The sequence below is a fragment of the Halarchaeum acidiphilum MH1-52-1 genome, from assembly GCF_000474235.1.
Lineage (GTDB): Archaea > Halobacteriota > Halobacteria > Halobacteriales > Halobacteriaceae > Halarchaeum > Halarchaeum acidiphilum.
This window is the reverse complement of the sequence record NZ_BATA01000073.1, coordinates 1-12,079: the sequence shown is the minus strand read 5'-3', so window position 1 is coordinate 12,079 and position 12,079 is coordinate 1. Positions and strand designations below refer to the sequence as shown.

Annotated in this window: 11 protein-coding genes and 2 pseudogenes; 7 read left to right on the top strand and 6 right to left on the bottom strand. The window is 57.7% G+C overall.

Features of this window, described 5'->3' with window-relative positions:
* The coding region (locus AOZ13_RS11410; RefSeq protein ID WP_199897068.1) for a transposase at window positions 1-223 on the top strand (223 nt) is incomplete at its 5' end.
* Between the two features lie 19 nt (window positions 224-242).
* Here the strand turns inward: AOZ13_RS11410 and AOZ13_RS14040 are convergent.
* From AOZ13_RS14040 to tcuA, 6 genes and pseudogenes are all read right to left on the bottom strand, one after another.
* Window positions 243-317 (bottom strand): annotated as a pseudogene (locus tag AOZ13_RS14040) (IS6 family transposase); the annotation flags it as partial.
* A 207-nt stretch (window positions 318-524) separates the two neighbouring features.
* Entirely contained in the window at window positions 525-1,082 is a 558-nt protein-coding gene (locus tag AOZ13_RS14545) for an IclR family transcriptional regulator (protein WP_449404302.1), read from the bottom strand.
* Window positions 1,083-1,165: 83 nt separating this feature from the next.
* Window positions 1,166-1,225: pseudogene (locus AOZ13_RS15905) on the bottom strand (hypothetical protein); the annotation flags it as partial.
* A gap of 471 nt (window positions 1,226-1,696) precedes the next feature.
* The gene (locus tag AOZ13_RS11400; RefSeq protein WP_081706798.1) at window positions 1,697-2,683 is read right to left on the bottom strand and encodes an aminopeptidase; all 987 of its coding nucleotides are present in this window, start codon (window positions 2,681-2,683) and stop codon (window positions 1,697-1,699) included.
* Between the two features lie 68 nt (window positions 2,684-2,751).
* Entirely contained in the window at window positions 2,752-3,915 is a 1,164-nt protein-coding gene (locus AOZ13_RS11395) for a PrpF domain-containing protein (protein WP_044957329.1), read from the bottom strand.
* Window positions 3,915-5,330 carry an FAD-dependent tricarballylate dehydrogenase TcuA gene (gene tcuA / locus AOZ13_RS11390; protein WP_021780636.1) on the bottom strand — a complete coding sequence of 472 codons (1,416 nt, stop codon included), beginning with the start codon at window positions 5,328-5,330 and terminating at the stop codon, window positions 3,915-3,917. The genes AOZ13_RS11395 and tcuA overlap by 1 nt, the downstream gene beginning before the upstream one ends.
* 158 nt (window positions 5,331-5,488) lie before the next feature.
* Here tcuA and AOZ13_RS11385 point away from each other — a divergent pair, with 158 nt between their 5' ends.
* The 6 genes from AOZ13_RS11385 (at window position 5,489) to AOZ13_RS11360 (ending at window position 11,870) form a co-directional block, all read left to right on the top strand.
* Window positions 5,489-6,466 (top strand): aminopeptidase, encoded by a 978-nt coding sequence (locus tag AOZ13_RS11385; RefSeq protein ID WP_020221218.1) that lies wholly within the window; start codon window positions 5,489-5,491, stop codon window positions 6,464-6,466.
* Between the two features lie 188 nt (window positions 6,467-6,654).
* Window positions 6,655-7,659, top strand: a complete 1,005-nt coding sequence (locus AOZ13_RS11380; protein ID WP_081641516.1) for a Bug family tripartite tricarboxylate transporter substrate binding protein — start codon at window positions 6,655-6,657, stop codon at window positions 7,657-7,659.
* A 104-nt stretch (window positions 7,660-7,763) separates the two neighbouring features.
* Entirely contained in the window at window positions 7,764-8,369 is a 606-nt protein-coding gene (locus AOZ13_RS11375) for a tripartite tricarboxylate transporter TctB family protein (RefSeq protein ID WP_159101019.1), read from the top strand.
* The gene (locus tag AOZ13_RS11370) at window positions 8,354-9,847 is read left to right on the top strand and encodes a tripartite tricarboxylate transporter permease (RefSeq protein WP_044957327.1); all 1,494 of its coding nucleotides are present in this window, start codon (window positions 8,354-8,356) and stop codon (window positions 9,845-9,847) included. Before AOZ13_RS11375 ends, AOZ13_RS11370 begins: the two co-directional genes overlap by 16 nt.
* A 51-nt stretch (window positions 9,848-9,898) precedes the next feature.
* Window positions 9,899-11,344, top strand: coding sequence for an SLC13 family permease (locus tag AOZ13_RS11365; protein ID WP_020221214.1), 1,446 nt, complete (start codon window positions 9,899-9,901; stop codon window positions 11,342-11,344).
* Between the two features lie 94 nt (window positions 11,345-11,438).
* Window positions 11,439-11,870: a universal stress protein gene (locus AOZ13_RS11360; protein ID WP_020221213.1), complete on the top strand. Its 432-nt coding sequence runs from the start codon at window positions 11,439-11,441 to the stop codon at window positions 11,868-11,870.
* The last annotated feature ends 209 nt before the right edge of the window (window positions 11,871-12,079 follow it).

Below are 12,079 nucleotides of genomic sequence, written 5' to 3'. Positions count from 1 at the left end.
CGTCGTATTTCCAGTCGGCCGTCACGACCTCTCGGATCGTGACGACCTCGCCTTCGTGACGCTTCCATCGTACTCACCAGAGTTGAACCCTGTCGAGGAGTGCTGGAGGCAGCTTCAAGCCGCTTTAAGCAATCGGTTCTTTGATTCACTCACTGCGCTCACCACCGCGATCGATAGCGCTCTCGATCAGCTCACTATCCCAAAAGTGAGCAATTACTTCTAATCGCTACTATAGCAATCGGGGGTGTCACTTCTCGTTCAACAAACTCTACGTTGATCCCGTCTAAACAACCGTTGAGGCGGTCGTTTTCAGGCATAGATCACTCAGAAAATGCACCGCCTCATGCTTCAACCTTATCTGAACACCGCCATACTAACTGCCGGTACTCTTGATAGCGGCTCGTTGACGGCCACCCATCTCAGACGTGTCTTGGGTGGATCGCGTCCGCTGTTAGCCGACCGGTGTATGATCTCCAGACTACATCACAGCACTTGTGAATTACTCCAATAATACTGTAAACTAACTACTGGAATTCGAGTTTCAACTCGAGTTCGTTCGCCGAGGCGAGGACGAGATTAGGGAGTTCTTGACGGAACGGCTTTCCCTTCAAGCGATGGGCCGGTCCGGAGATGCTCAATGCACCGACCGGACGCCCGTCGGCGTCGCAGATCGCCGTCGCGACGGCGTGGAGGCCCATTGTTGACTCCTCTTCGTTGAAGGCGACACCGGTATCGAGAATCTCTTCGAGTTCGGTGAAAAGAGTGTCCACATCGATGGTCGTGTGCTCCGTTGACGCGGGCATCCCGTGTTCATCGAGGATTTCCTTCACGCGCTCGTCTGGCAGCGCCGCGAGGATTGCCTTTCCCGAAGCGCTCGAATGGAGATACCCACGTTTACCGATCACCGCGTCGGTCTGCACGGCGTTCTCCCCTGTTTGAGTGTACAAGTAGTACCGACAGCCTCCCTCCTCGATGATGAACTGTGCTCGTTCTCCTGTCTCGTCGGCGACCTGATCGACTTTCCGCTTGACGAGGTCGAAGACGGGTGCGTCGTTTGCACATGGCCGCCGAGTGTGAGAAATCGCATTCCGAGCCGGTAGTCGTCGTGCTTCACGATGTACCCTTGTTCGCGGAGTGTGAGGAGATGCCGGTGTACTGTACTTGCCGCGAGGTCGAGTTCGTCTACGATCCCCTCAATGCTCGCACTCCCCTTCCGTTTGATCACATGGACAATTGCGAGCGTCGTGTCGATCGTCGACACCGTCGATTTGGATGACTTATTCACATCTATCAGAATGCACTGCCGGCATTTAAAATCCCGTATTGTCGGATTAGAGTTCGTCGGAGAACTTCCCGGATTTACCGACCGAAACCCGAAATAGACGGGGTTTATCGGCTAAACCAACAATATCGAATTCTCAGAGGTGCAGGTCGTTGTTTTGGGAGTGAATATCTGGTTTCAGATCCAAATCCGGATATAAAAATGCGAATGTGATACATATGGAGTCTATATCCCCACCTATGTCTTTTGTTTGTAATATATGTGTCTGTTCTTGTTTTCCTAATATACGGGATGGTCGCGCCGACGCGATCGCCGCTGGCCGGTCGGGGCATCGACCGCGGGACGTATAGCAGACGCTCCATCATTGGGGCGAATCGATCGACATCCACTGAAAAAGACGGGGTCGGTTTCGGACTACTCGAGTAGGTCGCGCTGGAGAACGCCATCCTCAATGACGACGGTATCATCGAGTTCGACAGTTGGTTTCCGTAGTACGCCGTCGAGGTGAATATCGCTCTTCGTCGTCCCGCCGAGGGATTCGTTGTCGCCGACCGCGAAGTGGACGGTCCCTTCGCGTTTCTTGTCCTCGGCGAGGTTCCCAATGAGCTTCGCCTTCGGGTTTGTCCCCATCGCGAATTCGGCGAGGTTACGCGCGTTCTTCCCGTGTGCGTCGAAGATGGCTTCTAACTCCTCGGCCTGCACACCACCGTCGATGTCGGTGACAAACCCGTCTTCTAGTGTGATCGCTATCGGTTCGTCAAGCTGGCCCAGGTTGTCCATCGAGACATCGAAGACGATAGTCCCGTTCGCTGTACCCTCCTTCGGATGGGTCGGTGACTCTCCCGGGGGTAGCGTTGCGAACCCGTACTCCTCGTGGAAGTAGCCGTCCAGCGAGAAGAACTGACAGCCCTCGACGCTGAAGGTTACGTCTGTCCCCTCCTCGGAGGTGACGTGCGCCTCGCTCGCGGCGCTTGCAAGCGCCGCGAGCGCTTCCGTCCGCTTCCGGAGCTCCTTGAAGTCGACCGCCATCGCGCCCTCAGTCATCATCTCCTCGGTGACGCCGCGGAGGACGCCGATGCGCGTTCCCTCACGGGCCGCACGGAGCCGAGCGCGCGTATGCGTGATGGCGTGTGTCGTGCATGTGAACGCGACGTCGGCCGTTGCCATCCCCTCGGCGATGACGTCAAGTGGTTCGTTGCCGTGACTCTTCAAAAGCGGCATGACCGACATCACGACGTCCGCACCGAGGCCATTCACGGCCGTCGCGATACTTCGTCCGACGCCGAACGTCTTCGGGTCGGTGATGACGAACACCTCCTCGTCCGATTCGACACTCATACACTGTTCGACGATGGCCCGCGAGGTGCTGGCCATTTCCAAGTCTACTAGATCTTCTGCCATCGCTTCCCCGTACACGCTAACCAGGTATATACTTTCATTAAAGAACTGGTGAGTAACCGCGGGCTGACCTACAGCGTGTAGTATCCCGTCCCACTCATCAGTCGTCGCTGTGTGCGGTAGACCGTCACCGCACGCACCGTCTCCAACTTGGCATCGACGTCGGTCGTCGCCGCCATTGTACCCTTCGGATGCCCGAGTGTCACCGTTTTACCGTCCAGCTCAGCGACCTCGTTCGGGATCGTTCCGGGGAGGAGCGCCGCGGCCGACGTGCACGACACACCGGTAACCGCGTACACTGGGTGGATCTTCTGCATGCTCATGTACCGCGCGACCAAGTTGACTTCTGAGGCGGAGACGTCACCACCCTCGGGAGTTGTGTAGTCAGTCGGCGGCGCAACGAACACGAGCTTCGGAAACCCCGGGGATTCGACGGCGGCACAATCGGGCGAGCTCGTGAGTCCGAGTTCGGCGCACACCGACCCACGGATGCGCTCGAGGCGCTCAAGGAGCTCCGAGTCACTATCTATCTCTTCGCGTCCCTCCGTTGCGGTGAGCCCGATATCCGACGCGCGAACGAACGCTATCGGCGTCGTGACGTCGAGCACAGTCATCTCGATGGACTCCCCGTCGACATCCATCTCGATGGACGGACCGCCGAGCGGGTAGAGCTCATCGGTTACGGAGCCAGCCGGGTCACGGAACGTCGTGTCGATACGTGCACCCGTCCCGGGCACGCCGTGGATCTTGAAGTCACCTCGGGTTGCCGGCGCTCCCTCGTGGAGAGGCACGTGCTGGTCGACAACTGAGCCCGTGTTGGTATTGTACAGCCGGACGTCAATGGCGTCCGCGTCGCTGGGTACGTCAACCATCTCTTCCTCGACGGCGAATGACCCGATCGCACACGTGAGATTCCCGCAGTTCCCGCCGTAGTCGATGACCGGCTTGTCGACGGCGACCTGCCCGAACGTATATGTGATGTCGACGTCCGCCGGTACGTCATCGGTTTCGACGCCCTCGGGAACCGGATCCCGGTCCGGCGTACCGATAATCATGAGCTTGGATGTCGTCGACGTCGCCCCGCCCAGACCGTCGATCTGGCGGTCGTCAGGACTACCGAACAGTGATATGATGCTCGCGTCGGTGCCCTCCTTGGGGACCTCCGACCGGGGGATGAACACGCCTTTGCTCGTGCCACCGCGGACGATTGAACACTGTAGTGTCTGCTGATCCATCAGTCCTCACTCAGGAAGCCGTCGGCATGCTCGGCGGCCCGCCTCCCAAACACGGCGCCGTTCTGGAGGCCGGTACCGCCTGGGTAGTTCTCGAAGAACAGCCCGCCGGTCGTGTTACCGGCTACGTAGAGACCCGGGATCGGACGACCGACCGTGTCGATGGCGCGGCCATCCGTGTCCATCTCGATCCCGCCGAAACCGAACGTGATGCCGCCGGTGACGCTGTAGCCGTAGTACGGCGGCTCATCGATCGGGATCGCCCAGTTCGACTTCTCTAGGCCGAGGCCCTCCGTTGCGTTCCCATCGAGGCTATCGGGGTCGAATTCTCCAGGATCACAGGCAGCGTTGAACTCCGCAACTGTCTCCGCACCTACCTCGGGGCTCTTACACCCGAGATCCTCAAGGAGTTCCTCGACGGAGTCAGCCTCGACACGGTCTCCGGGTCCGGTGGCGCGCATCATGTCCTTCAGTGGCTCGTCAACGACGATGTACGCCGTGTGCCCAGGCTGCTCGAAGATGATACGGCCGAGCTTCGCGTACGTGTGCGCTCGTGCGTCCTCGCCCTCGTCGAAGAAGCGTTCCCCCTCGTTGTTGATGAGGACACCGTACTGATAGCCGTCGACGCGGTTCGCGCCACCCTCGACGTCGGGGGACTCGCTGTCGATGAGCGCCATGTGGGCGCCGCCCCACTGGCCCACTTCGTTGCCGCCGGCGTCCGCGACCATCTCGATGGCTTCGCCAGTGTTGTAGCGGCTCCCCCTGATCTTCATGGCGTCGTAGTCGGGTCCGTAGTATTTCGTCCGCTTCTCTTCGCTAGACTCGTAGCCGCCCGCGCCCACGACGACGCTTTCCGCGCGGTATTCGACGGGGCCATCGTCGGTCCGGGCACGGATACCCGACACTTGTCCATCGTCGTCGATGACCAGCTCTCGGGCCTCGTTCTTGTAGTAGAACGTCGCGCCGTCTGCCTCAGCCGCCTCAACAAGGTCGCTGACCAGTTCTTCGCCGTCGAAGAAGGTCCGGGCAACGGTGTATCCGACGTTCAGCGGCTCCATTTCCCACGAGACCCCGCGCTCGGTGAGCCATTCGATGGTTTCGCCGGCGTTGTCTACGAGAGTCCGGGCAATGTCTGGGTCGGCCCGTCCCTCGGTCTGCTTCATAATGTCGTCGTAGAACTCGTCTGCAGTGTAATCATCGATCGCGAACTCGTACCCGTACTCAGAAAGGTCGGCGTCGGCGGAAGGAACGCGGAACGACTCGCTGAACCGGGTGTGTCCACCCCGGTGCTCTTTCGGCGACTTCTCCAGAACGCCAACGTCGTGGCCGAACTCGGCCAGTCGGTTCGACGCGGAGAGACCGGCAATACCACAACCTACCACGATAACATCATGGTCATCAACGATTTTCATCGGCATCTACACCGCATAAACTCGGGATACATATCTGTTTCGTCGTCCTCGCGCTCTCGTTGAGGCCCGTAATACGGGATTTCGGTTGAGCGTGGTGACACCAGCGCGTCGGTCGACTATTGGACAACACATATATACCTCCCGTCTAAATCGTATGAACGATCATGGACTCCGTGCAGGAGATGAAGGGAGCTAGCATTGTCGTCGAAACGTGCGCCGCCGTCGATCCCGGCGAGGACGTCCTCGTCGTTTCCGACTGGGAGGTTGCCGACGTCGCAGAGCGCGTGGCGGCCGCGGCCAAAGAACGCGACGCGAACGTGACCATGACGCTCATGGACCCGCGTGAGTACGATGGGAACGAACCCGAGGAGACCATCGCGGCCGCGATGCTCGAAGCGGATGTCATCATCACCCCAGTCCACCGGTCGATTACCCACTCGGCTGCGACCGCACGCGCAAAAGAGAACGGAGCCCGCGTCATCAGCATGGTGAAGTTCACGCCGGAGCAGCTCAAGACCGGTGGCCTCTACGCTGACTACGAGGGGATGCGATCCCACTGCGAGGAGATGGCCCGGAAGTTCTCCGAAGCCAGCGAGGCGCATGTCACTTCCACTCATGGTACTGACGTCACCGTCGGGTTGGAGGGGCGCGACGGCAACGCTCATCCCGGAATCGCCGACGAGCCCGGGGAGTTCACCGCGCTCGTCCACATCGAGGCGAACATCTCCCCTGTAGAAGGGACAACGAACGGGACAGTCGTCTTCGACGGTGCGATTCCGAACCTCGACATCGGCGTGCTTGAGACGCCGGTTGAGATGGAAATCGAGGACGGTGCGGTCACGTCCGTCGAGGGCGGCCGGGAGGCCGAGCGCATCGCGAGCGTCTGGGCCGAACACGACGACCCCGCGGTCTACAACATCGCGCAGCTTGCAGTCGGTATGAACCCTGAGTGTCCCGAGTTCAACGGCTGGTTCTCGAACGACCACGGTCGGTACGGGAACGTTCACTTCGGCATCGGCACGAGCAGCAATCTTGGCGGCACGACCCGTGCGCCGGTCCACTTCGATGCGATGATGGGTGGGCCCACGCTCGAACTCGACGGCGATGTCGTTGTCGAGGACGGCGAGTTCACCTTCTTCTGATCGAATCGGGCCCTCGCGTTCGTTTGGACACCCCTCCATCCGTCTTAATAGTCAAATTATAGAAGCATTTCCGTAACTTTAATATTCTATGGCCATAGTCATGTTGTTGTATGCCTGATTCAGACCAGGATCGGATCATCCATCGCCGATCGTTCCTTAAATACTCGGGAGCAGCGTCTGTTGCCACAATGGCTGGTTTCGCTGGTTGTTCCGACGGGAGTGGCGGTGGGGATAGTGGGAGTAGTAGTGGAGACGGAAGTAGCGAGAGTAGTAATAGTGGCTCATCATACCCCTCGGGGGATCTCAAGTACATTGTTCCGTTCGCGGAAGGCGGTGGGACGGACACGTACGCTCGTCAGGTAATCCCTGAGATGGCCGATGATCTCGGTGTCAATATTGCCATCGAGAACGTTCCCGGGGCAGCGTCGCTTCGTGGTACTGGTGAAATGTACCACGCTGAGCCGAACGGACAGATGTTTGGTGGGTTCAACCCCCCTTCGACGCCGATTTCCGCAATGGTCAACCCGCCAGGATTCGACCTACGTGATCTCGTCGGTGTCGGCACCTACGCCCGCACTCCGTTTGTCATCGTGTCAAATCCAAAGCATGAAATCAATGGTATGAATGACCTGATCAGTCGGTACCAGAACGGTGAACTCTCAACTTTCGCGGGGAAGGAGCGCGGCGGAGTCGACAACGTGACAGCCCTTCTTCTCAAGAATAAATCCGGATATGATTTGTCTTGGGAGAAGTATGTCGGATACCAAGGATCTGGCCCGGCTGTGCAGGCGACAATTTCCGGCGAGGTTCCAGCCTGTATCAGTACTGACACCGCCGCTGAGGCCGCTGTCTCCGATGGTCGCGTCGACGCTGTCACCTGTCTCTCCAGTACGGGTACGAACGTCTTCCCCGACCTTCAGTCCACTACCGACGCGGGCTATCCGAACATCGACTTTATCGGTCAGCTCCAGCGCGGGATGTACCTGCCACCGGAGACACCTGATAATATTGTACAGTCGCTTACTGGCGCCCTCAAAACGGCGCTCCAGACGGACCATGTTCAGCAGTGGTCCGAGAACACGGGGAACGTCATCGAGTACGGCAAGCCCTCCGCCGCAGAGAAAGCGGTTCAACGTGCCTTCGAGGAGATCCCGAACAACGTCGATATCGAGCAGGTTAGAAAGAACGCCTGACCTAGCTCATTTCAGAGCTGAATTCATACCCTCCGACCATGAACAGGCGTTTGACGCGAACAATACACAATAATGACTACCTATTCAGTAACCGGGTGTTCACCGTGACAGCACAAGAGTGGTATCAACACATTATCGAAGATGTCATCGACGCAGAGAAGGTGATCCTGACGGTCATGCTTGGCATGTCCATCTACATGCTCTGGGACACTACAAATTTTAGTATCGAAAGCGCGACCCGCTTCCCACGTCTATCTGGAGGGATCGTCTTCATCGGGTCTGCACTCCTGCTCTTCCGTGGGTACTTCCCAGACCGCATCGAGAGCTTGATTCTTAGCGGGGGGGGAGCGTTTGAGGCCGGTGAGGAGTTCAAGAATCGCGAAGAAGCCATGGAGGCGGAACATACCAGCGAACAGAACGAGCCCGAAACGAAGGGAGTTTCCACGGTCGATCGGCCAATCCATGATTCGGTGTTCACCTCTCTGTCGATAGTCGGTTACGCCGTCTTGGGATACGCAGTCGGACTCCTCTGGGCAACACCGTTGTTCGTCATCGTATACGGGAAGTGGTTCCGTATTGGATGGATTCGTACAATCGCGCTCGCTGTGATCGGCTTCGTCATCGCGTATAGTTTCATGGTTGTTCTGAACGTGCCGATGGACGCCGGGAAATTCTTCATCCAGGGAGGTGCTTCATGGCTGCCCTCATAGATCCCCTCCTCTCAGCGACAGGAACCTTATTCACGTGGCCGACTCCCCTCTGGGTCGTCGTTGGTCTTATCCTGGGTATGATCGCTGGGGCGTTGCCCGGTGTTGGGTCTTCACTTGGGATGGCAATCGTTCTACCGCTCACCCTTCCGCTTGCCCCGGTTAATGCGATAGTTCTGCTCGTGAGCATGTACAGCGGAGCGATGTACGGCGGTAGCATCGCGGCAATTCTGGTAAATGTTCCTGGAACTGGTGCAGCCGCGGCGACAACGTTTGACGGCTATCCAATGTCAAAACAAGGCAAAGCCGTCGAAGCGCTTGCCATATCCGCTTCGTCGTCAGCAATCGGTGGCTTCCTTACCGTGCTCACACTAATCGCGATTTCACCAATCCTCATCGAGGTTGTCCTTATGTTTGGTACGCCCGAGTACTTCCTGATGGCCGTTCTCGGGCTCGCCATGATCGGCGTCGTCGCCCACGGGTCCATCACGAAGGCAATAGTCTCCGGTGCCTTCGGAATGCTCTTAACGACGATCGGTATCGCACCTAACTCGCCCGTTCTCCGGTATACCTTTGGATCGCTCTCCCTCTACAATGGAATCGATTTCATAGCGGCGTTAATTGGGATGTTCGCGATCGCTGAAATGATTAAGCTCTCCGCACAGAGCGGCGGGATTGCTGAAGCCGGCGTTGAACTCGGAGGTAGTGCCCTTCAGGGGATTCGAACGGTTCTCAACCACCCGATCACGATAGTGAAATCGAGCTTCATCGGTATGTTCATCGGTGCCGTGCCTGGATCCGGTGCAACCGTTTCGAATTTCATCTCGTACGGTGAAGCCATGCGCAGCTCTAACGATCCCGAAAAGTTTGGGGACGGCGAGCCCGCTGGTGTCATCGCTGCGGAGGCGTCGAACAATGGGACTGTCGGTGGATCTCTTATCCCCACGGTCTCGTTCGGTATCCCTGGGAGTGGCTCCACTGCCGTTCTTCTGGGTGGCTTACTGATGCACGGGCTTCGTCCCGGGCCGCAGTTGTTCTCTGAACAACTCGGGACTACGTACACGTTCATGCTCGCCCTTCTATTTGGGAACATCTTCATCCTCCTTGTGGGATTGTTTTTGGTTACCCGCCTTGGCATCCTGACTAAGATCGACACACATTATATTATCCCGACGATTGTAGTGCTGTCGATGATCGGTGGATACACCCTTCGAACGAACTGGGTAGACATCGTGACCGTCGTCGGTCTCGGGTTGTTCGGCTATTTGATGGTAAAGCACAATTACTCCGTCATCGCGTTCGTCCTCGGTGTCGTCCTCGGGCCAATCGCAGAGGAGAACCTCATTCGGTCGTTACAGCTTTCCGGCGGTTCCTACTCGATATTCGTGACGAAGCCACTCTCGCTACTGATCGTCATAGCGATTGTTGGTATCCTCTTCGGCCCGTTCCTAAAGAGACAACTAGAGCGAGCGCTCTCGTAACCCGCCAGTGTATCTTTTTCTCGTGTGTACGCACGTAGAGGTCATCCAGTCATGAGCGATAGCACCGAATATCGGCGTTTTCTTGACAGTCGAGAGTCGCTCGTACGAAGCGGTGCGATCGCCGTTAGTATCGTGTTCGTTCTCTGGGCCGCACTCGCCCCGACGCCAGCCGGCTTCACTCCAGCGATGCAGAGCGTCCTCGCTGTGTTCGGTTTCGCCATCGTACTCTGGCTCAGCAAGGCCGTTCCATACGTCGTCTCCTCAACCGTCGCGGTCGTGCTCCTCTACGCACTAGGTGGGGTCGAAACGTTCCAAGCCGCGTCATCAGGGTTCGCATCCTCGCTTGTTTTCTTCCTTCTTTTGCTGCTCCTCCTCGGACAGTCAATCGCTGAGGTCGACCTCGACGAGCTGTTCGCGTCGCGGCTACTCTCTACGCGTTCGCGCTCCCCGCGTCCGCTCCGATCGCTATCCATCTACCTGCTCACGCTGTCATTTGTGATGCCGTCGGCTGTGGCCCGCGCCGTCACGTTCATCCCGGTCGTTAGGCAGATGTCTGACACGTACGATGTCGGTCACGACAGCGACTTCGAACGAACGGCGTTCCTTATATTGGGACACGTGAATCCTATCGCATCAATGTCCCTGATGACCGGCGGTGGGATGGCTATCATCACCTCTGAACTCATCCAGAATGAGGTACAGTCGATCACGTGGGTCCAGTGGGCGGTGTTCATGATTCCACCCGTCGTCATCCTCTATGCACTTGCGGCGGTCACCGCCGAACGTTTCTACGGGGCAAACGACGAAATCGAGCAGGCAATGGGACAACGCTCATCGCCGCTCAAGGGCAATCAGGCCGGTGATGTCGAATTGAATCTCGACCGCGATCAACGTATCGTCGGTGCGGTAATGTTCGGATCTGTCGGTCTCTGGATCATCGGGTCGTTCATCGGACTCCCGACGATCGTTCCGGCTGCGCTCGCTGTCGGGCTGTTAGCACTTCCAGGAATTCGTATCATCACCGCCGCGGATGTCCCGGAGGTGAGTTGGGGAATCCTCTTCGTTATCGGTGCTATGTTCTCCTTACTCGATGCCATGGAGCAGACAGGAGCCTTAGCGTATATGGTTGAGGCAATAACGTCTGTCGTCCCGTTCGCGACGCTTAGCCACTGGCAGGTCATTGCGATTCTCCTGGCACTCGCAGTTCTGATCCGAGTATTCTTTTCGACGGCGTCCGCAGCGATTCTAATAGTTCTCCCAATAATTCTCCGATTTGGGGGGAATTTTGGTGTGAACCGTCTCTATCTCGCACTCTCGGTTCTTCTCATCGTCGGTTCGACGACGATCCTACCGTTCAACACGACATCTGTCCTCCTCTCCTTCGATCGTGGACCACTCTCGAACAGGGACGTTGCGGTCTTCGGGTTCGTGACAATGGTGTACGCCATATTTGTCGTCGTGTTCGCGTGGAATATCTACTGGCCGATGATTTCCTGAGGGTGCTCGTCTTGAACACCGCGACGGTCACGTGGCTCTCCTCGAAACGCGGTCGGCCATATGCTTATAATCTCGGGAGTCATGATATTGGTTGATGTCCGTTATCGTAGCCGTCGACAGAGACAGATCGCAACAGGAACTCGTCAATGAAGGAGAGAAGCTAGCGGATGCATTCCAGGAGGAACTCATCATTGTCCACGTGATGACGCAGGCGACGTTCCGGGAGCTAGAGGAGGAGAGCATCAAGAAAACCAACAAGACAGTCGGTCTTAACGATGTCCGGGAGATGACCGAAGGTATCGCTGCCGACGCCGCCGACGAGGCCGGTGTGGAGGCCACGCCAGTCGGGCTCGTCGGCGACCCTGCAGACGAGATTGTGTCGTACGCCAGCGAGCACAACGCGTCCTATACCGTCGTTGGCGGACGACGTCGATCTGCAGTCGGGAAGGCGCTATTCGGGAGTGTCACCCAATCGGTTCTCTTGGACGCTGAGATCCCGGTCGTTACCGTTATGCACGAATCGTGACCGAGTCCCTCCCGTAGTAACCATCGGACCGTTTGCCCAATACATTCGCCGAAGTGAGACACCCCCTCGGGGCTCAACTCCTAAAGGCGCTCGCCTCGTTCGTCTGTAGACCGACCACCGGTAGCGTAGCGCTCCGAAAAGGCATCTTTTTCACGCATTGCGTTGGACTCTAGTCCGCATATGGAATATGAGTACGAGCAGGTCGAAGT

Bases quoted from the DNA above. Each gene is read 5' to 3' on its own strand.
- AOZ13_RS11400 (WP_081706798.1), bottom strand. From the start codon at position 2,683: ATGGCAGAAGATCTAGTAGACTTGGAAATGGCCAGCACCTCGCGGGCC.
- AOZ13_RS11360 (WP_020221213.1), top strand. From the start codon at position 11,439: ATGTCCGTTATCGTAGCCGTCGACAGAGACAGATCGCAACAGGAACTC.
- AOZ13_RS11370 (WP_044957327.1), top strand. From the start codon at position 8,354: ATGGCTGCCCTCATAGATCCCCTCCTCTCAGCGACAGGAACCTTATTC.
- AOZ13_RS11395 (WP_044957329.1), bottom strand. From the start codon at position 3,915: ATGGATCAGCAGACACTACAGTGTTCAATCGTCCGCGGTGGCACGAGC.
- AOZ13_RS11385 (WP_020221218.1), top strand. From the start codon at position 5,489: ATGGACTCCGTGCAGGAGATGAAGGGAGCTAGCATTGTCGTCGAAACG.
- AOZ13_RS11380 (WP_081641516.1), top strand. From the start codon at position 6,655: ATGGCTGGTTTCGCTGGTTGTTCCGACGGGAGTGGCGGTGGGGATAGT.
- tcuA (WP_021780636.1), bottom strand. From the start codon at position 5,330: ATGCCGATGAAAATCGTTGATGACCATGATGTTATCGTGGTAGGTTGT.
- AOZ13_RS11365 (WP_020221214.1), top strand. From the start codon at position 9,899: ATGAGCGATAGCACCGAATATCGGCGTTTTCTTGACAGTCGAGAGTCG.